Annotated in this window: 18 protein-coding genes and 1 pseudogene; 10 read left to right on the top strand and 9 right to left on the bottom strand. The window is 60.4% G+C overall.

Translation table 11 applies throughout. From position 1 onward, the window contains the following. Positions 1 to 125: 125 nt before the first annotated feature. The 3 genes and pseudogenes from mqo to PMI37_RS32530 form a co-directional block, all read right to left on the bottom strand. The gene (gene mqo, locus PMI37_RS15460) at positions 126 to 1,772 is read right to left on the bottom strand and encodes a malate dehydrogenase (quinone) (RefSeq protein ID WP_008082399.1); all 1,647 of its coding nucleotides are present in this window, start codon (positions 1,770 to 1,772) and stop codon (positions 126 to 128) included. A gap of 532 nt (positions 1,773 to 2,304) precedes the next feature. After that, positions 2,305 to 3,168 carry a methyl-accepting chemotaxis protein gene (locus PMI37_RS32525; RefSeq protein ID WP_440096247.1) on the bottom strand — a complete coding sequence of 288 codons (864 nt, stop codon included), beginning with the start codon at positions 3,166 to 3,168 and terminating at the stop codon, positions 2,305 to 2,307. Further along, a pseudogene (locus PMI37_RS32530) lies at positions 3,163 to 3,939 on the bottom strand (MCP four helix bundle domain-containing protein); the annotation flags it as partial. The pseudogene PMI37_RS32530 and the gene PMI37_RS32525, both read right to left, overlap by 6 nt. A 222-nt stretch (positions 3,940 to 4,161) precedes the next feature. Here PMI37_RS32530 and sodC point away from each other — a divergent pair. From sodC to PMI37_RS15480, 3 genes are all read left to right on the top strand, one after another. Next, entirely contained in the window at positions 4,162 to 4,683 is a 522-nt protein-coding gene (gene sodC / locus PMI37_RS15470) for a superoxide dismutase family protein (protein ID WP_008082401.1), read from the top strand. A gap of 162 nt (positions 4,684 to 4,845) precedes the next feature. Then, the gene (locus PMI37_RS15475; RefSeq protein ID WP_008082402.1) at positions 4,846 to 5,160 is read left to right on the top strand and encodes a DUF2388 domain-containing protein; all 315 of its coding nucleotides are present in this window, start codon (positions 4,846 to 4,848) and stop codon (positions 5,158 to 5,160) included. Positions 5,161 to 5,240: 80 nt separating this feature from the next. Then, positions 5,241 to 5,642 carry a hypothetical protein gene (locus PMI37_RS15480; protein ID WP_177323315.1) on the top strand — a complete coding sequence of 134 codons (402 nt, stop codon included), beginning with the start codon at positions 5,241 to 5,243 and terminating at the stop codon, positions 5,640 to 5,642. Here PMI37_RS15480 and ligD read toward each other — a convergent pair whose 3' ends face one another. Genes ligD through PMI37_RS15495 form a run of 3 tightly spaced genes read right to left on the bottom strand, consistent with a single transcriptional unit; the run spans position 5,643 to position 10,593 of the window. Continuing rightward, positions 5,643 to 8,234 carry a DNA ligase D gene (gene ligD, locus PMI37_RS15485; RefSeq protein WP_008082404.1) on the bottom strand — a complete coding sequence of 864 codons (2,592 nt, stop codon included), beginning with the start codon at positions 8,232 to 8,234 and terminating at the stop codon, positions 5,643 to 5,645. A 17-nt stretch (positions 8,235 to 8,251) separates the two neighbouring features. Continuing rightward, positions 8,252 to 9,205, bottom strand: coding sequence for a methyltransferase (locus PMI37_RS15490; protein ID WP_008082405.1), 954 nt, complete (start codon positions 9,203 to 9,205; stop codon positions 8,252 to 8,254). Positions 9,206 to 9,216: 11 nt separating this feature from the next. Next, positions 9,217 to 10,593: an iron-containing redox enzyme family protein gene (locus tag PMI37_RS15495; protein WP_008082406.1), complete on the bottom strand. Its 1,377-nt coding sequence runs from the start codon at positions 10,591 to 10,593 to the stop codon at positions 9,217 to 9,219. Here PMI37_RS15495 and PMI37_RS15500 point away from each other — a divergent pair. Together PMI37_RS15500 and PMI37_RS15505 are read left to right on the top strand one after the other, a co-directional pair. Further along, on the top strand, positions 10,592 to 10,930 hold the full coding sequence (locus tag PMI37_RS15500) for a hypothetical protein (protein WP_045123158.1): 339 nt from the start codon (positions 10,592 to 10,594) through the stop codon (positions 10,928 to 10,930). The genes PMI37_RS15495 and PMI37_RS15500 overlap by 2 nt on opposite strands. A gap of 83 nt (positions 10,931 to 11,013) precedes the next feature. Continuing rightward, complete coding sequence (locus tag PMI37_RS15505) at positions 11,014 to 11,469, top strand: REP-associated tyrosine transposase (RefSeq protein ID WP_045123159.1); 456 nt, start codon at positions 11,014 to 11,016, stop codon at positions 11,467 to 11,469. 7 nt (positions 11,470 to 11,476) lie between these two features. Here PMI37_RS15505 and PMI37_RS15510 read toward each other — a convergent pair whose 3' ends face one another. Next, on the bottom strand, positions 11,477 to 12,256 hold the full coding sequence (locus PMI37_RS15510) for a tellurite resistance TerB family protein (protein WP_008082410.1): 780 nt from the start codon (positions 12,254 to 12,256) through the stop codon (positions 11,477 to 11,479). 258 nt (positions 12,257 to 12,514) lie between these two features. Here PMI37_RS15510 and pcsA point away from each other — a divergent pair, with 258 nt between their 5' ends. Then, positions 12,515 to 13,237, top strand: coding sequence for a phosphatidylcholine synthase (gene pcsA, locus PMI37_RS15515; RefSeq protein WP_008082412.1), 723 nt, complete (start codon positions 12,515 to 12,517; stop codon positions 13,235 to 13,237). A 141-nt stretch (positions 13,238 to 13,378) separates the two neighbouring features. On the opposite strand, the gene PMI37_RS15520 is transcribed toward pcsA, so the two are convergent. Next, positions 13,379 to 14,191 carry a class I SAM-dependent methyltransferase gene (locus PMI37_RS15520; protein ID WP_045123160.1) on the bottom strand — a complete coding sequence of 271 codons (813 nt, stop codon included), beginning with the start codon at positions 14,189 to 14,191 and terminating at the stop codon, positions 13,379 to 13,381. Positions 14,192 to 14,425: 234 nt separating this feature from the next. Between PMI37_RS15520 and PMI37_RS15525 the strand changes: the two genes are divergently transcribed. The 3 genes from PMI37_RS15525 to PMI37_RS15535 all read left to right on the top strand — a co-directional run bounded on the left by PMI37_RS15525 (position 14,426) and on the right by PMI37_RS15535 (position 17,205). Continuing rightward, on the top strand, positions 14,426 to 14,887 hold the full coding sequence (locus PMI37_RS15525; RefSeq protein ID WP_008082415.1) for a GNAT family N-acetyltransferase: 462 nt from the start codon (positions 14,426 to 14,428) through the stop codon (positions 14,885 to 14,887). Between the two features lie 210 nt (positions 14,888 to 15,097). Further along, a complete protein-coding gene (locus PMI37_RS15530) occupies positions 15,098 to 16,144 on the top strand; it encodes a class I SAM-dependent methyltransferase (RefSeq protein ID WP_008082417.1) in 1,047 nt (348 codons plus the stop codon). A gap of 212 nt (positions 16,145 to 16,356) precedes the next feature. Then, positions 16,357 to 17,205 carry an NAD-dependent protein deacetylase gene (locus PMI37_RS15535; protein WP_008082418.1) on the top strand — a complete coding sequence of 283 codons (849 nt, stop codon included), beginning with the start codon at positions 16,357 to 16,359 and terminating at the stop codon, positions 17,203 to 17,205. A gap of 87 nt (positions 17,206 to 17,292) precedes the next feature. Here the strand turns inward: PMI37_RS15535 and PMI37_RS15540 are convergent, their stop codons facing one another. After that, positions 17,293 to 18,174: a LysR family transcriptional regulator gene (locus tag PMI37_RS15540; RefSeq protein WP_008082421.1), complete on the bottom strand. Its 882-nt coding sequence runs from the start codon at positions 18,172 to 18,174 to the stop codon at positions 17,293 to 17,295. Between the two features lie 273 nt (positions 18,175 to 18,447). Here PMI37_RS15540 and PMI37_RS15545 point away from each other — a divergent pair, with 273 nt between their 5' ends. Continuing rightward, positions 18,448 to 19,146, top strand: a complete 699-nt coding sequence (locus PMI37_RS15545; protein ID WP_008082423.1) for a CoA transferase subunit A — start codon at positions 18,448 to 18,450, stop codon at positions 19,144 to 19,146. Positions 19,147 to 19,170: the final 24 nt, after the last annotated feature.

A 19,170-nucleotide genomic window follows, 5' to 3' on the forward strand; every position in this document is an offset into this window, starting at 1 on the left:
GATCTTTTGATCTTAAAAACAAGATCAAAAGATCGCAGCCTTCGGCAGCTCCTACAGGGGGACAGCGCATAAAAAAACCCACTGACCGTCGCCGGTTCAGTGGGTTTTGTGTGTCAGGGGTCTAGTTACAGAGCCATGTCACGTGCAGCGTTTTCCTTCGGTGCTTCAGCTTTTTCAGCAGCAGGTGCGGCCGGAGCAGCTACCTGACCGATGACTGGAGGCGTCGGCAGTTCGAGGATCTTGGCGGTGTAAGCCCACTCTGCAGCCACTTTGGCTGGATCGCTGTTCAGCTGAGTGCCGTAGCTTGGCACGATCTGATGCAGCTTGGTTTGCCACTCTGGGCTAGCCACTTTGTCTTTGAAGACTTTCTGCAGCACGCTCAGCATGATCGGAGCAGCGGTCGACGCGCCTGGCGATGCGCCCAGCAGGCCGGCGATGGAGCCGTCTTGTGCAGCAACAATTTCGGTGCCCAGTTTCAGCACGCCGCCAGCGGCTTCATCACGCTTGATGATTTGCACGCGTTGGCCGGCTTGCCACAGGCGCCAGTCTTCGGCTTTGGCGTTCGGGAAGTATTCCTTCAGCGCGTTCATGCGGTCTTCATCCGACAGCATCAGTTGGCCAGCCAGGTACTCGACCAGCGGGTATTCCTTGATGCCGACCTTGGTCATAGGCCAGATGTTGTGGGTGGTGGTGCTGGTCAGCAGGTCCAGGTACGAACCTTCCTTGAGGAACTTGGTGCTGAAGGTCGCGAATGGGCCAAACAGGATCACGCGCTTGCCGTCCAGAACACGGGTGTCCAGGTGCGGAACGGACATCGGCGGTGCGCCAACCGAGGCTTTACCGTAGGCCTTGGCCAAGTGCTGTTCAGCGATGGTCGGGTTATCGGTCACCAGGAACGAGCCGCCTACCGGGAAGCCAGCGTATTCCTTGGCTTCAGGAATGCCCGACTTCTGCAGCAGGTGCAGTGCACCGCCGCCAGCGCCGATGAACACGAACTTGGCGTCGGTTTCGGTTTTAGTGCCGTCTTTCAGGTTTTTGTAGCTGACACGCCAAGTGCCATCGGCATTCTTGGTGATGTCCTCGACTTCGCTCGACAGTTTCAGATCGAAGTTAGGCTTGGTTTGCAGGTGGGCAGCGAACTGGCGGGTGATTTCGCCGAAGTTCATGTCGGTACCCAACGGGCTCCAGGTGGCCGCGATTTTCTGGTTCGGGTCACGCCCTTCCATCATCAGCGGAACCCACTTCTTGATCACAGCCGGGTCTTCGGAGTACTGCATGCCGGCGAACAGCGGGCTCGCTTGCAGGGCTTCGTAGCGCTTTTTCAGGAACTTGATGTTGTCATCACCCCACACGAAGCTCATGTGCGGCGTGGTGTTGATGAACGAGCGAGGGTTCTTCAGAACGCCTTGCTGAACCTGCCAGGCCCAGAACTGACGGGACACCTGGAACGCTTCGTTGATCTCGACGGCTTTCGGGATCGTCACGTTGCCTTTGTCGTCTTCCGGGGTGTAGTTCAGCTCAGCCAGAGCCGAGTGACCGGTACCGGCGTTGTTCCAGCCGTTGGAGCTTTCCAGGGCGACGCCATCAAGGCGCTCGACCATTTCCATCGACCAGCTTGGCTCCAGCTCATTGATCCACACACCCAGGGTGGTGCTCATGATGCCGCCGCCGATCAGCAGAACGTCGACTTTCTTTGCTTCGTCAGCATTGGCGGATGTCATCCCCATCGCCAAAGCCAGACCCAGCAGGGCTGTGTTCACTTTTTTAAACATCTGTTGCACCTATGATAAAACGCCTTCCGCCCGCCGCTGTTATCTGTATGCGATCCGCTTTGATGACGCTCAGGCTAGCGTCGCAGATTCCGGCACACTTCAATTTTGACGGGTGGGCACACAAGGCCGACGTGCTGCATCGACCTCAGTTAATGTCCCTTCTGAACTGACTTTTTATCATTATTGGCTTCAGCTACTTGAGCGACAGGGATTCCGTCAGCCCGCCCGAAGGCAAGCAAACTGAATTAGGTCAAACCAAGTTGGCGCGCAGAATATCACGTCAGGGCAAACCCGCGCGTCTGTTCCCGACTTGAGAGTCTTTTTCCGCTCAGGGGCTTATCGGCCGATAGCAGCTGAACATGACCGTGTGTTTTATCAATAGCGTCAGGGTGACTGGTCTGGCCTCATCGCGGGCAAGCCCGCTCCCACAAAGTTTGATGGTGTTACCAGGTTTGTATTTACACCGCAGAAACTGTGGGAGCGGGCTTGCCCGCGATGGCGTCAGGCCCGACACCATAGAACCGCCCTGCTGTCACAACCGAAACCGATCCACCGACTGCGCCAGCTGCCCTGCCAGGCTCGACAACTCATCGGTGGTTGTCGCCGTTTGCCCGATCACCCGGCTGTTGCCCTCCGACATTCCGGCAATCATTTCCACCTGGTGGGCAATCTCGTTACTGGCCTGACTCTGCTCGCCAATCGTGCGGGTGATGTCGTTGACCAGTTGCGTCGTGCTCAACGTGGCGTCGAGGATTTCGCGGATCGCCCGCTCGACATCCGCCGTCACCGCCATGCCTTTGTCGACCTGCGCCACCCCCGCTTCCATGCTGCTGACTGCCTCGCGCGTGCTGCTTTGAATACGCGCGACCATCGCGGCGATTTCCTGGGTAGAAGCACTGGTGCGCGCTGCCAGACTGCGCACTTCGTCGGCCACCACGGCAAAGCCCCGACCCTGTTCTCCCGCGCGAGCGGCTTCGATCGCGGCATTGAGCGCCAGCAGGTTGGTCTGGTCGGCAATGCTCTTGATCACCTGAATGATGTTGAAGATGCCTTCGGATTCCTGATCCAGCGTGCGGATCACCTGTGCCGACTGTTGCGCCGAACGGGCGATGTCATCCATGTCACTGACCACTTGATGAATCACCCCGCCGCCCTCCTTGGCAAGGTTTTCGGCCTGGCTGGCCATGCTCAAGGCACGTTCGGCGTGGCGGGTGATTTCCTCGATGCTCGCGGTCATCTGGCTGGCCGCGGCAGCCATGGTGCTGGCGGCGACACTTTGCTGCTGGCTGCTGTCGGCGACCTGATGGCAACCGTGACTGAGCTGCTCGCTCATGCCGCTGACGCCATGGGCATTGCTGCGCACCACGTCGATCATGTTGCGCAAATCCCGCTGCATGGTTGCCAGCGTGCGAATCAGGGCGCTGGCTTCATCCTTGCCGGTTGGCTCGTTGATCGGCTCGCTCAGATTACCGTGGGCGATGCTCTCGGCGATGCGGCTGGCGGTTTGCAACGGCCCCGTGATGCTGCGAATCACCCAGCGCCCTTCCACCATTAGCAGCAGCGAACCGGCGAGCAACACGACAGCGAGGGCGATGTTGGCATTGCGGATGGCAGCTTCAGTGGCTTCGCTGGTTTGCCGGGTATTGCTTTCAATCAACTCGCTCAACGCGGCCATCTGCGTTTCGAGCTGGCTGAAGGCGCCGTTGAACGTGCCAAGTTGCTCTTGCGCAGCCTGCGGATTGTCCAGCGCCAGACCGACAATCTGTTCACCGGCATTGATGTAGGTGTCGAGGCTCGGCTTGATCTGCTCCAACGCCGTGCGCAACGTCGGCTTGATCGGCAGCTTGAGATTCTCCTCCAGCACTTCACGGAAATGCCCCGCATGCTCGTCGATCGAGTCTCGCGCTTCGACTGCCGTGCTGGTGCTTTTGCCCAGCCCGACCAGCATTGCCGAGTAGACATCGGCGCGCAGGGCGTCGTGCATCATGTCGGCTTCCATGTGGTTGCGCAGCGCGCTCATGCTGACCGCGTTATCGCTGACTGCCGTGGCCATCCGCTGATTGCCGACATAGCTGACCAGACTGACCAGCAACGCCGTCAGCAGGCTAGTAACAATCAGCAACACTAAACGCAGTTTGATCGACACCGGGTTTTCCTCCTTGGTCACGCCCGTAAACGCTTGTCAGACCTTCAGTTAAGCCTATCTGCGCAGGTCTGCCGGGCCAGTGCGTGTCAGCAGGTGTCCGCGTGAGGGCTGAATGCCAGAAAACTTTCCGATTGCGTGACAAGTCACACTTTGCACGCAGGCGGCCGAGGCCTTCATCGCCGGTTAATGCCGGCCGGCTATTGAGTCCGTCATTGAAAAACCCTCATGCACAAGGAAACGCTTATGAAACGCGCTCTATGGTTAGGCTTGCTCGGCACCTTCGCCATCGGCACCGCGCAGGCAGCGACGGAAAAAGTCGCCATCAATCTGGTCAGCGCCGACGGTGCGCCGCAGGCGATCGGCTCGGTCACTGTCAGTGAAACGCCGTATGGCCTGTTGTTCACCCCTGATCTGAAATCCCTGCCGGCCGGCATCCATGGCTTTCATGTGCATGAAAACGGCAGTTGCGAGGCGGGTATGAAAGACGGTGTCAAAGGCGCGGCACTGGCGGCTGGCGGCCACTTCGACCCGCAGAAAACCGGCAAACACCTCGGCCCTTACGCCGATGGCCATCTCGGCGACTTGCCGGCGGTTTACGTGACAGCTGACGGCAGCGCCAACTATCCCGTACTGGCGCCACGCCTGAAAAAGATTTCCGAGATCAAGGGGCACGCGCTGATGATCCACGCCGGTGGCGACAACCACGCCGACATGCCCAAACCGCTGGGCGGTGGCGGTGATCGCATGGCGTGCGGGGTGATCTGACGCTTCTCCGTGGAAAAGACCGGGCAGCCCCGCCGTGGCGCTGCCTGCGTCTGCTTTGCAAAAACGCAGACTTTGCCCTGCCATGGAACTCCCGCCCACTAAGCCCCTCTCACATTATGTAGTCCTTCCCTTTTTGCTTCGCGCTTGTGGAGGAACACCGTCATGCGCAAGTTAGTGCTCGTTTCTTCTTTACTCCTATGCCTGCCCGTTGGCTCCGCTCTGGCCAAAGTCGATGCCGGAGATGTCGCTACCTCGGCCGGTGTCTCCGCGTCGCTGTACTCGACCTTCAAGGATCACAAAATGGTGATTCCGGCCCGTGACGACTTGTCTGCATTTGTCGCCAGTGGCGGGGCCATTCGTGGGGTTTATCTTGAATCCGTGCTGCAACAGGTTCGCCAGGACAACCCTGGCCTGAACGCCAGCGATGAAGACCTCGCCAATGCGATTCTGGTGCATTACGAAGGTTTGAATCAGTAGCGCTCACGGATCAGGCAGCCGATGGATGGCCGCTGAAGGCGCATAGGCAAAACTGTCCGACGGCCTCTATGATGGAGGCCATGACGACTTCCGTACCCTTGCGTTCACCCTGCCCGCCCGGCGCCTGCATCTGCGGGCGCGATCCGTTGCTGGAGCAACCCGGCGCGGATCTGCGCATCTTGCGTCTGACCCGCGAGGAAGAAAAAGTCTTGCTCGCGCGCTTGGAAAAACTGAAGAATCTCGATGATCTGAAGCATCTGCAAAAGCGCATGTTCGAGCAGTTGGGTATCCGCGTCGAGGTCGCGCCCGGCTTTCACGAAGTGCGCACCATGCTCGGTATCGAAATAGAGATCGACGAGTTGCCGGGGCTCTGCCGCAAGACGCGCAAGGCCATCCCCACCGCGATTCGTCGTGGCCTGAATAACAACCCCGAAATCGCCTTCGAACTGCTCAACGCCAACGACCTGTTGCGCGACACCTGATCACTTCTTCATGCCGACCCGTTTGCGCATCTCGGCGGTGATGCTCTGGCGGGTTTTCTTCAGATCCGCCCACGGTTCGTCGCCCACTTCGGCCAAGCGTTCGTGGACGTTGTGGATGTTCCACTGATTTCCGCCCTTGATCTCGGCAACCTCTTCGCGAAACAACGGCACCGACACTGGCAGACCTTCGCGAGTGCGCGCTGCGTAGGCGCAAATGGTGGTGGCGCCGAGGCCGTTGCGCAGGTAATCGATGAAGATTCTTCCGACGCGATTCTTCGGCCCCGATACCGCCGAAAAGCGGTCCGGCAACAGCTTGGCCATGTGACTGACAATCGCGTGGCTGAAGTCTTTCACCTCATCCCAGCCCAGCTTGCGCGTCAGCGGTACCACCAAGTGAATGCCCTTGCCGCCGCTGGTTTTCAGAAAGGCCTTGAGCCCCAGTTCATCGAGCACCGTCAAGGTCAGGGCCGTCGCTTCGACCATGCTTTTCCAGGGCAACGCCGGATCCGGGTCAAGGTCGAGGACGAAGCGGTCAGGCTTGTCCAGGTCAGTGGTGGTCGCGTTCCAGGTGTGCAGTTCGACTGTGCTCATCTGCACCGCGCCGATCAGCGCTTCAGCATTGTTGATAAGCATCACCGGTTGCCCGGTGACGTCTTTGTCCAGCGTGGTGATGCCGGGGATCGCCAGGCGCTCGGCGTTCTTCTGAAAGAACAGCTCGCCGGCAATGCCATCCGGCGCACGCACCAGGGCGACCGGGCGATCCTTGAGCTGCGGCAGGATCCACTGCGCAACGCTGGCGTAATACTCGGCCAGTTGCATCTTGGTGGTGCCGCTGACAGCGTCGATCACCCGATCCGGGTGGGTGATGCGCACTTTGCCGCTGGCCAGACCGAGTTGCGATGGCGCCGTGTCAGCTTTTTCCGCAGGCGCTTTTTTCGCCGGTTTCTTCGCAGCGGTTTTGCTCTCGGAAGTCTTCACGGGCTTCGCTCGCTCCTCGGTGATGTCCTTGGCCGGTTTGTCATTGCGCAGACCATGAAACACAGCATGGCGCACCGAGCCGTCCTTGGTCATCTCGGCAAAAGCCACTTCGGCCAAGAGTTTCGGTTTCAGCCAGTGCACGCCTTTGGCTTCGAATCCCGTGGGTGGATTGACCACGGCCGCGCTCTTTGTCTGCAGCGGTTTCAGTTGCGCAAGAATGCTTTTCAGCGTCGCTTCGTTGAACCCGGTGCCGACCTTGCCGGCGTAGCGCAATTCGCCGCTGTCGCGATCATGCAGGCCGAGCAACAATGCGCCGAAGGCACTGCGCGAGCCTTTCGGTTCGGTGTAGCCAACCACGACGAATTCCTGCCGATGTTTGCATTTGAGCTTGATCCAGTCGCCGCTGCGTCGGGACACGTAGGGCGAGCCGAGACGCTTGCCGATCAGCCCTTCCATCTGCATCTGGCAGGCGCTGTTGAGCAAGGCGTCCGGGGTTTCGTCAAACGCTTCGGAATAGCGCAACAGTGGATTTTTCTGGGCGCCGAGGATGGTCGACAGCGCAGCTCGCCGCTCCTCGACCGGCACTTCGCGCAAATCCACGCCGTTGAGGTACGGCAAATCAAACAAGTAGTAGAGGATGTTAGCGCTGCGCCCGACTTCGAAGGCATTTTGCAGTGCCTGAAAATCCGGCACACCGTGTTCGTTGGCGACGACCATTTCGCCGTCCAGCCAGGCCGATTCCAGCCCCAGCGCAGCCAGGGCTTCGGCCTGTTGCGGCAATTTGTGCGTCCAGTCGTGGCCGTTGCGGGTGAACAGTTGCACCTGGTCATGATCGATCCGCGCCATGATCCGGTAGCCGTCGAATTTTATTTCGTAGCTCCACTGGCCTTCCGGCGCACTGTCGACCAGCGTCGCCAGCTCGGGCTTGAGCTGCGCGGGCAGTTTGGCTTTGTGCGCCCCGGTCAGCGTGCCGGTGGCTTTTTTGCGCGCTTTGGCGGCGGGTTTCTTGACCGGTTTGCTTTGCTCGGCAGCGAGTTTGGGTTTGCCGACGATCGTGCGTTCGCTGAGCACACTGTCGGGCTCGGCGACCAGCACGTCGTAATCATCCTGCGGGCGCGCGGCGTTGTCCTGATGCTTGATCAGAAACCACTGCTCCTTTTTCCCCGGCATGTGCGTGCGCACCAGATTCCAGATGCCACCGAGTTTTTCGCCTTGCAGTTCGAACTTGAGTTTGCCCTTGGCGTAGGCCTTTTGCGGGTCCTCCAGCGGAATCCACACGCCGCGATCCCAGACGATCACGTCGCCGGCACCGTAATGCCCTTCTGGAATGCTGCCCTCGAACGTCGCGTAATCCAGCGGATGATCCTCGACATGCACCGCCAGACGCTTGACCTTGGGGTCGAGCGACGGCCCCTTCGGCACCGCCCAGCTCTTCAACGCGCCATCGAGTTCCAGGCGAAAGTCGTAATGCAGGTGCGAAGCGTCGTGCTTCTGGATGCAGAACTGCAGGGCGTGATCCGTGGCGGTTTTACCCCCCCGGCGCTTGGTCGCGGCCGGTTCCGACGTCGCCGAAAAATCGCGCATGCGGTTGTAGTCGTCGAGGTTCCTGTTCATCACACACCTGCCTTGTGTCAACCCAATCGGGTCACGGTCAGCGCCACCACGGCGATCCGGTCAACCCGCTGGTAACCGGGGTTGAGCAATTCCTCGCCGAAGACATCGGGGTCGAGTTCACGATACGTCCAGCCGAAGCGCTTTTCGTCCAGGCGTGGCAATACCGTGTCGAGAAACGGATCCCGACCGTCGACCATCGCCACACCGGTGTAGAGCAACAGCGAGCCACCGGGTGCCAGCCGATTCAGTGCCTGCTCGACAATCCGCAACGACAACCCGGCCCCCAGCGTGCCGCCGCCATGGCGATACGCGCGCCCCGCCGGATCGGCCATGTACGGTGGGTTGGCGACGATCAGATCGAACTCGCCATCGACACCTTGCAGCAGATCGCTGGCGCGTGCCTCGACGTTGGCCACTTCGGCCAGCGCGGCGTTGATCGTAGTCAGGCGCAGCGCAGCAGGGTTGATGTCCAGCGCCAGCACTTGCGCTTCTCGGCGAGCACGACCGATCACGATGGCGCCGACGCCAGCACCACAGCCAATGTCCACGGCGCGATGGATCGGCGCAAAATTCTGCTGCAGATGAGCGTGAATCACTTGGGCGAAACGATAGGTGTCGGGACCGAAAAACACCGCATCCGCCGCGTCAGTGGGAAACGATGAATGCACGAACGGCAAATCGTCGAGACTCGACCAACGCACCCGGCTTTTCAAATGGCCGTCGTATGCATCGATGATCTGCGCGTCTTGCAGTTGCCGTTGCTCATCGGCAGACAACAATCCCGGTTGGAACGGACGCGACCAGCCGAACACATCGCGCAGGCAATCGGCCGCTTGACCTTCGTCGCGCTGATTGACGCGCTGATGCGTGAGCGGCGTCGGGGTGATGAATCGATAACCGTCGGCCTGCAGCCGCCGACCGAGTTGCAGCAACGCCAAGTCGTTGCTGTCGAGTTGTTCTTCCTGAGTCATTGGCGGCTTCCTTAAGACAGGCGGGATTTGAGTTCGATAAAGCGCCGAGTGGCGAGCAACCCGGCCGGGTGTGCATGCCGCGCTGGCGCGAGCCAGGGCATGAGTGTCGCGATCTGCGTGAGGGCGTCCTGACCTTGCAGCGCCGCCATGAGTTGCTGCACATCCGGATCCTGTTCAGGGACCTCGATGGCTGCCGCCATCTGACTGTGCCGCCGCGGCGCTCGCGGTTTTTCCGACGACGTCCAGTCACCGGCAATCCAGTCGTGCACAAGTTGCTTTTCATAAGCATTGAACACGCCGAACATCGCCGCGCCGTCGCCCGCGATCAGTTGCCAGAAGCGACTTGCCTGCGGGTCTTCATGGCGTTTGATCCAGCCTTTGTTCTGCAAGGCCTCAAGGAACCCGGGCAATTGCTCAGGGGTTTGCAGCCATTGATTGACGGTCTGCCCTTCGAAGCGGCAGTAATCGGAATGCATGTGCTGGCCGAATGGGCGCTTGCGCTCAAGCATCGCCAGCAACGCTTGCTCCAGGTCGAAACCTTCGATGATCGCGCGACTGCCCTGCCCCAGATCATTGAGCCGATACCCCAGCGATACCCGGCGCAGAAACTCCGCGCGATCGGCCTCCAGCGGCATCAGGTCGAGGACCGCCTGCACGGCTTTTTGCGCATGGCCGGTGCTGGCATTGTCGATGGTCACGTGCAGGGTGAAGTAGTACGGATCGATCCCCAGTTCACTGAGTTCGTAACTGCTGATCAACAGGTGCAACGGCAGTTGTTCGTAGCCAAGGTTGTAGCCGATCACCTCAGGCAAGTAATCGACACCGGCGATGCCGAGGGCCAGTTGCAAAGCGCCTTGCAGATAGTGTTCATCAGCCGTTGCGCTGCTGTCTTGCAAGTCATGTTCAGCAAGGAGTTTGCGGTAGATCACCACATGGTTTTGCGCGGGGTTGCCGTCGCCGAGTTCTTCAAGATAGGTGGTCAGCAAGTCGCTGAAACGTGGATCCTGCCATTGCGGTAGCAGGCCGGCGAGCCAGGCGCCGTCAACCAGTTTGGTCGGCGCCACGGCTTGCAGAAAGTACAGCGCTTGCGCCTTGCAGGCGAAAAACTGGCGCGGCCCGCCAGCCTTGCGATGTTGCAGGTAATCGGCGTATTGGCGCCCGACGTCGGTGCAATGGTCGGCGACCCACGCGTGCCACGTCGTCGGGTCAGCCGGCAGCGGGTCGGTCAGTTGCGCAGCGTCTTGCAGTTGTTCCTGCAAGAACGCTTGCGCGAGGGCCTGAGGATCATCCTCGCGCAGTAGTGCTTCATATATTTGCCGAAGGTTCCCGGCAGGATTGATCGCTTGCGGCTGGGCCGGCGCAGAGTGCAGGCGTGTCAGGACAGTCATGGCAATGTTCTCGGTCGGTTTTGGCAGGGCGCTGTTTCACACGCCTCTACAGCAGCAGAGGGTGTGCGCCTGCGAAAAATTCAATCGACGTGAAATTTGCCCGGACGGACGGCGACCTACGGCGCTTTCGCAGCCTCAGAAACTGGCGGAACTGCTGGAACTGCTGGAACTGCTGAAACTGCTGAAACTCACTGTAGGAGCTGCCGAAGGCTGCGATCTTTTGATCTTAAAAAACAACGTCAAAAGATCGCAGCCTTCGGCAGCTCCTACATGGGTCAGATCGTGCAATTTGGTTAGATCGTGCAATGAGCTGCAATGGGGTTGGGTTGTGCAATAGGTTACATCGTGCAATGGGTTGGATTCGCGCAGGGGCCAGGGATGGCTAGGGTTTAGGGACGATCATTTTTGGAGGGCAAGGGAATGCCTGTTGCGGCAAAAGGATGTGGTTTGAGGAAGGGGCGGTATTCGGAGGTGGGTCAGGTTTATTTGTTAACGGTTGTCGTAGACCAGCGGGTGGCGGTTTTCGCTGATTGGAGATTGGGGCGGTTGTTAGTTGAGCAATTGCGCTTGGCAGAAGAATCAGGAATGGTGCGGTCGCTGGCCTTTGTGTTGATGCCCGATCACTTGCATTGGTTGGTTGAGCTGAAGCGAGGTTCTTTGGCAGAGCTGATGTGTCGAGTCAAATCTCGCAGTTGTCGTTCGATCAATCTCTGCCGCAGCAGCAATGGGCGGTTATGGCAGCGCGGGTATCACGATCGGGCTTTACGGCGCGATGAGAATCTTCAGGCGACAGCACGGTATATCGTGATGAACCCTCTGCGCGCGGGGTTGGTTCGGCGCTTGGGAGATTATCCGTTGTGGGCTGCGATCTTTTGACGTTGCTTCAGGCCTGACCTTTGGCCTGCTGCTCCAGGTGCACTTGCAAATCCGGATCAATCTGCAACGCCGCCGCCAGTTCATCGAGATAACTGCGTTCGGCGTCCTGCTGGTCATCCACCAGCATCACGCTGGCCAGATACATTTCAGCGGCAACCGCCGGATCACCTTGCGCCGACTGGGCAACTTCATTGGGGTCCAACGGTTTCGCCACTTCGGCGTCAAGCCATTGCTGCAACTGCGGATCATCGGTGTGTTTGCCGATTTCGCTGCTGATCAGGTGTTTTTCCGATTTATCAATCCGCCCGTCAGCCTTGGCTGCCGCGATCAGCGCGCGCAGCACCGCATGGCTGTGTTCTTCCACCTCGGGGCCTGCAAGCAGATTGGCGGTTTGCGGGATCTGTTGCGGCGCCGCGCTGGCCTGGCTGCGTTGCCAGGCTTGATACGCCTGATAGGCCATCATTCCCAGCGACGCGAGTGCCGCGTAATTGCTGCCGCCGGAACGGCTTTGCGTACCGCCCGCACCGCCACCACCGCCCAACGCCCCACCCAATGCGCCGCCCAGGCCACCGCCGGCCCCGCCGCCAAGCAACCCACCGAGCAAACCACCCAGGCCGCCAAGCCCACCAGCAGAGCCCGCGCCACTGGCAGCACCGGAACCGCCGCCGAGCAGGCCACCGAGCAAACCGCCGAGCCCGCCCAGCCCTCCGCCGGCCGAGGCGCTACCTTGTTGTCCAGCCGAGGCCTGGCCTCGCAGCAGTTGTTCGAGCAAATCGCTGGTGTTCATGACGTCATCCTCAGGCATTGGCAGTGACTGCGTCAGGCAACTCTAGACCTCTGCGGCCATAGCGCCAGCACCGTTTGGCCGACACTCAAGGCCTGGGCGGGTTTGGCCCGGGATTTTTTCCAGCCGCCAGCTAAGATTCAAGGGTGGTGAACCTTATCCCGGCCAGACCGGTCGATAGCTGCAACCCCGACCCGGTTTGCCGGCGCCCTTTGCCCAAGGGTGATAACCGGCTTGCTTCACTTTCTGGAGAACGCCCCCGTGATATCGACCGTACACATCGCCAGGCTCAAAGCATGGGGCGCCCATGGTTTTACCGCGACTGGCGTGGTCACAGCTTTCCTGGCCACCCTCGCCCTGCTGGAAAACCAACCGACCCACTGCCTGATGTGGCTGGGCGTGGCGCTGATCGTCGACGGCCTCGATGGTGCGCTGGCGCGCAAGGTCAATGTGCAATCGGTGCTGCCGAGCTTCGACGGTTCGATCCTCGATCTGGTGATCGATTACCTGACCTATGTGTTCATTCCGGCGCTGTTTATCTATCGCTACATTCCATTGCCTGACTACACCCTGCTGCTGACGGTGTCGCTGATTCTGGTGTCGTCGCTGTTCTGTTTCTGCAACGTCAATATGAAGAGCAAGGACAATTACTTTGTCGGCTTTCCGGCGGCGTGGAATGTGGTTGCGCTGTGCCTGTACATCATCGGCCCGGGACCATGGATTACCTTCCTGACGGTGATCGGCCTGGCGCTGTTGACGGTCACGCAGATGAAGTTCCTGCACCCGTTCCGCGTGCGCCGATTCATGCCGATCAATATTGCGGTGACGGCGATCTGGCTGCTGTGCAGCTTGTCGCTGGTGCTCAATCACCCGGTGATCAACCCGCTGGTGATGGGCTTGTGGTTATTGATGTCGGCGTACTTTCTGGGCATCTGCATCTGGCGCACGGCACTGGAGTGGTTTGATCGGCCGCATCTGAAATAAGCCCCTCGAACTCAATACAAAACCTGTGGGAGCTGGCTTGCCAGCGATGGCGGTACACCCGTCGGCAAATAAGTCGACTGAATGTCCGTCATCGCTGGCAAGCCAGCTCCCACAGGGATTTCATTGATCCGGGGAGCGGCTTCAACGTTTGTTGATGACGACTTCCAGGTATTCGCTCGGTACCACCAGCGAACCCTCCCCCGCCCGGTTCGAGCGATTGAGCAACTCCGCCAGATCACTTTCCAGTGCCTGCCCGCTCTCCGGCGGCAACGCTGCGAACGCTTTGTGCACCGGCCCGTACCAATGGCGGAAGATGTCGATGAAGTGCGCCGCCGAGCGATAACGGAAGTTGAATTCCCGCCGGCTGACCCGCACCAGAAATTCGCGATCATCGAAGTGCTTGTGCAGCCACGCGTCCGAGCCCCAGTTCGACGGTGGCTGCGCTCCCGCGGGTGGCGGCAGATGGCGGCCGAGGATTTTGAACATCTGCCCGACGAAGCCTTCCGGCGTCCAGTTCGCCAATCCGATCCGCCCTCCTCGACGACAGACCCTGCCCAACTCAGCGGCAGCCTTGTCCTGATCCGGTGCGAACATCACGCCGAAGGTCGAGAGCACCGCGTCATAACTGTCATCTGCGAACGGCAGCGCCTCGGCGTCGGCGACTTGAAACGTCACGTCCAGATGCTCGGCCCGCGCTCGGTCCTGTCCGCGTTCCAACAGCGCCGCGACGTAATCGGTCGATGTGACCAGACACCCGCGCCGCGCCGCCGCCAGCGTCGCATTGCCGTTGCCGGCGGCGACGTCCAGCACCTGCTCATCGCAACGCAGGTCACAGGCTTCGGCGAGGTTTTCGCCGACGATTTGCAAGGTGGTGCCGATCACGGCGTAGTCACCACTGGCCCAGGCGACTTTCTGGCGTTCCTTCAAGGCAGTCAGATCAATCGGGGTACTCATGAAGTCGAGCTCCGCTGCGTTCTTGTTATGGGTCACAGGGCTGTTCATGACCCTGCTCGGCCACTATCGCGCCGAGTCGTGCCGGCGTCCCTGTCAATCGTCCGGCAACCCTGTAAAACCGCGGCTTTGCCGATGAGTGGCGAGAATTTGTAAAGGCGCTGCAACACCTCCGGGATTGCCAGTGCCGACGGATTGGTTTCTGATGCACGCTCGCCTCTGCAACGGACTCACCTGATGTCACTGCACCTCGATTGGCTGGCTCATCACTTGCACCACAGCGACCACTATTCCCAATGGATTCACCGACAATTTCACTACGAATACGCCCACCAACCGTTAGCCGAATGGCAGCGCGAATTTGCCGAAGGGCAAAGCAACGGCGATTGGTCGTGCCTGATTGCCATGGACGGTGAACAGTTGGTCGGAGGCGCCGCGCTGGCCCGCGATGACTTGGCGCATCGGCCCGATCTGGGGCCGTGGCTGGCCTGCGTGTTCGTCGACCCCGAAGCGCGCGGCCAGGGTTTGGCGGAGCGACTGATTGAGGGGATTTGTCGGGAGGCGAAAGATCGTGGGATCGCGCGTCTGTACCTGCACACTCAGAACAAGCAGGACTACTACGCCAAGCGTGGCTGGCAGGTTCTGGAGCGGTTTCGCGCCTGGGACAACGAACAATGGCTGATGGTGCGCAACCTCTGAACCCGACACATTCCCCTGTAGGCGCAGCGTGCCGCAGCTCCTACAAGGGGGTTGTGACGGGGCGCAGTCGGGCTAGACTCATTCATGACCCAGTCGAGGGGGCCGCAGGGCGCAGCGTACGTCCTGCCCGTATCCCCGACCACCGCCCGGTGGCGCATGCCTCGACCCTCAACGCCGCCGGACTGTGATCCTGTTTCAGGAGCACACACAATGGACGAGGCCCGACTCAACGACTTCATGGGCAAACTGGTCAATGACATGGGCGGCGCGGCGATGCTGGCCAATGTCATCGTCGGCGAAGAACTCGGGCTGTACCGGGCGATGGCCGACAGCCAACCGATCAGCCCCGAAGCCCTCGCTGCAAAAACCACCTGCAACCCACGCCTGGTGCGTGAATGGCTCAGCGCCCATGCGGCGTCCGGCTACATGGAACACCACGACGGCCAGTTTCGCCTGCCGGAAGAACAGGCGCTGGCGCTGGCTGTGGAGGATTCGCCGGTGTACGTCGCCGGCGGGCTCGGCGTGGTGGCGTCGTTTTTCCATGACAAGGACAAACTGGTCAAAGCCATGCGCGGCAACGGCGCCCTGCCCTGGGGCGACCACCATCCGTGCATGTTCACCGGCACCGAACGGTTCTTTCGCCCCGGCTACAAAGGCCACCTGATCGCCGAATGGTTGCCGGCGCTGGACGGCGTTGTCGCCAAACTCGAAGACGGCGCCAAAGTTGCCGACGTCGGCTGCGGTCATGGCGCCTCGACGGTGATCATGGCCCAGGCGTTTCCCAACTCGCGTTTCGTCGGTTTCGACTACCACGCGCCGTCGATCACCGTGGCGACCCAACGTGCGGAAGAAGGCGGCGTCAGCAGTCGGGCGAAATTTTTCCAGGGCACAGCCAAAAGCTATCCGGGCGATGACTATGACCTGATCTGCTACTTCGACTGCCTGCACGACATGGGCGACCCGGTCGGTGCTGCGCGGCATGCCTACGATTCGCTGAAAGACGACGGCACGGTGCTGCTGGTCGAGCCTTTCGCCAACGACACGCTGGACGACAACATCAATCCGGTCGGTCGACTGTTCTATGCGGCGTCAACGTTTATCTGCACGCCAAACTCGCTGTCCCAGGAAGTCGGCCTCGGACTCGGCGCGCAGGCGGGGGAAATGCGCCTGCGCAAAGTCTTCACTGAAGCCGGGTTCAAACACTTCCGCCGAGCCACTCAAACACCCTTCAACCTGATCCTCGAGGCGCGTAAATAAAGGCATGACGACAACCCTTGTGGCGAGGGGATTTATCCCCGATCGGCGACAAAGTCGTCGCAAAACCCGTAACTCGCCGTGCCTGACACACATCATTAACCGATCCCGGGGTCGCTTGGCGATCCCGCAGGAGCAAGCTCCCTCGCCACAATCCGCCCCACCACAGAGGTTGGTGCTAACCTGCTGGCACTGTCCACTTCGGAGTGCTGAGCATGTTCGACAGCCCGACCCAAGAACACCTCGACACGCTGCAACAGGCGATGGCCGACGGCGACTTCCTGGTACTGACCGGGGCCGGCATCAGCACGCCCTCCGGCATTCCGGATTATCGCGACAGCGAGGGCGTACGCCGGGGCCGGCAACCCATGATGTATCAGGAATTCCTCGCCGCCCCCGAATCACGCCGCCGCTATTGGGCGCGGGCCATGCTCGGCTGGCCGCGTGTGCGACAGGCCCAGCCGAACGTCGCCCACGAGGCGTTGGCCACGATGCAGCGCCAAGGCCAGATCAGCGGACTGATCACGCAGAACGTCGATACCCTGCACGATCAGGCCGGCAGCCATGACGTGATTGAATTGCACGGCAGCCTGCACTGGGTGCTGTGCCTGGATTGCGCCCAGCGCAGCGAGCGCGATGCGATCCAGCAGTTGATGGAGGCGCAGAACCCGTACCTGGCCGGCGTCGATGCGGTGCAGGCGCCGGACGGCGATACCTTGCTCGATCCGGCCTTCGAAGCACGCTTTCAGACCCCGCGCTGCCCGCACTGCGCGGGTGAGCGGCTGAAACCGGATGTGGTGTTTTTTGGCGAGAATGTGGCGGCGCAGACGGCGGCGCGGGCCATGGCCGCGGCAGAGAATGCGGCAGGCCTTCTGGTGGTTGGCTCATCGTTGATGGCGTACTCGGCGTTTCGCCTGTGCCGGGTGATTGCCGATCGCGGTAAACCGTTGATTGCGATCAATCTGGGCAAGACCCGCGCAGACGATTTGCTTGACCTGAAAATCGAAGCATCCTGCGAACAGCTCCTGCCCCTGCTCGCCCACCACCTGAATACCCCCCTGTAGGAGCCGCCGAAGGCTGCGATCTTTTGATCTTTAAAACCAACATCAAAAGATCGCAGCCTTCGGCAGCTCCTACAGGGGATATGTGTTTCAGGCGTAGTGTTCCTGCTGAAGAATATCGAACAGTGCCTGCGCCGCCGCCGACAGTTCATTGCCCGGCTCGGTCAGCACGCCGATGGCCCGCTCGACCGAATCAATCAGTGTCAGGCAATGCGCGCCGAGTTCTTGCATCTGCTCGGCGCACAACGCCGGCACTGCGCTCACTCCCAACCCACTGGCGACCATGCGCCCGACCGTTGCCAGTTGGTGGCTTTCGAACTCTACCGGCAACTTCATGCCCCGCGCCTGCAAGTGCTCCTCCAGCATCACCCGCACTGTTGAGGGTCGTTGCAGGGTGATAAAGGGTTCCAGCAACAACGTCTGCCAGTCGATCTCGTTGCGGGCGGCCAAAGGCGAATCCTTCGGCACTACTGCGACGAAGCGATCCATGTACAGCGGCGTAAAGGTCATCGAGGTGTTCTGCATCGGCTCGAAGGCCACGCCCAGTTCAACCTGGCGATCGCGGACCATTTCCAGCACCTGCTCGTTGATCACATCGTTGACCGTGACGTTGACGTTGGGATAGCGCGCCCGAAAAGTCTTGAGGATCGGCGGCAGCAGATTGCCGGCAAACGACGGCATCGCCGCCAGCGTCACACGCCCGCGTTGCAGGCTGAAGCGCTGGCGCATTTCATCTTCGGCGTTGTCCCAGTCAGCGATCAGGCGGCGGGCCAGTGGCAGCAGCGATTCGCCTTCCGGGGTCAATGCGACGTTGCGCGTGTTACGGCTGAACAAACGCCCGCCCAGGCCCTCTTCCAACGCCTTGATGGTCAGGCTGAGCGCCGATTGCGACAGGTGCAGGCGCTCGCAGGCCACGGCGAAGCTCAGGCTTTGCGCGACGGCGAGGAAAGCGCGGATCTGTTTGATGGTCATACTCAAGCCTCAGAATTCTCGATGCATGATCGTTCCCTCGCTCCGCGTGGGAATGCAGCCCGTGACGCTCTGCGTCACTGGACGCGGAGCGTCCATGGAGGCGTTACCACGCGGAGCGTGGGAACGATCAGCCACAGGTATTCGACGATTTCGGTGATTGTTGAGCTTTATTAATCAATTAACCTTAAAAATCAACTTAACAAATATATCCCCCAGCGCGACACTCCAACCATTCGGCTAGCCAGCCGCCCGCAAATAATAAAAGAGGTGCATATGGCAGGTTTCGACAAGCGCGTGAGTTCCTACGAGGAAGCCCTCGCCGGGCTTGAGGACGGCATGACCGTCATCGCCGGCGGCTTTGGTCTGTGCGGCATTCCGGAAAACCTGATCGCCGAGATCAAGCGCAAAGGCACCCGCGACCTCACCGTCGTCTCCAACAACTGCGGCGTCGACGGCTTTGGCCTTGGCGTGCTGCTCACCGATCGCCAGATCAGCAAAGTCATCGCCTCCTACGTCGGCGAAAACAAACTGTTCGAAGAGCAACTGCTCAAAGGCGACATCGAAGTCATCCTGACCCCGCAAGGCACCCTCGCTGAAAAAATGCGCGCGGGCGGCGCCGGCATTCCGGCCTTCTTCACCGCCACCGGCGTCGGCACCCCGGTCGCCGAAGGCAAGGAAGTGCGTGAGTTCAAGGGTCGCAAGTACCTGATGGAAGAATCCATCACCGGCGACTTCGCCATCGTCAAAGGCTGGAAAGCCGACCATTTCGGTAACGTCGTCTACCGTCACACCGCGCAGAACTTCAACCCGCTGGCCGCCACCGCCGGCAAGATCACCGTGGTCGAAGTCGAAGAAATCGTCGAACCCGGCGAGCTGGATCCGACGCAGATTCACACCCCGGGCATCTACGTCGATCGGGTCATTTGCGGCACGTTCGAAAAACGCATCGAACAGCGCACCATCCGCAAATAATTCAGGCTGACGGAGAATAACAAC

This window comes from Pseudomonas sp. GM80, from assembly GCF_000282515.1.
Lineage (GTDB): Bacteria > Pseudomonadota > Gammaproteobacteria > Pseudomonadales > Pseudomonadaceae > Aquipseudomonas.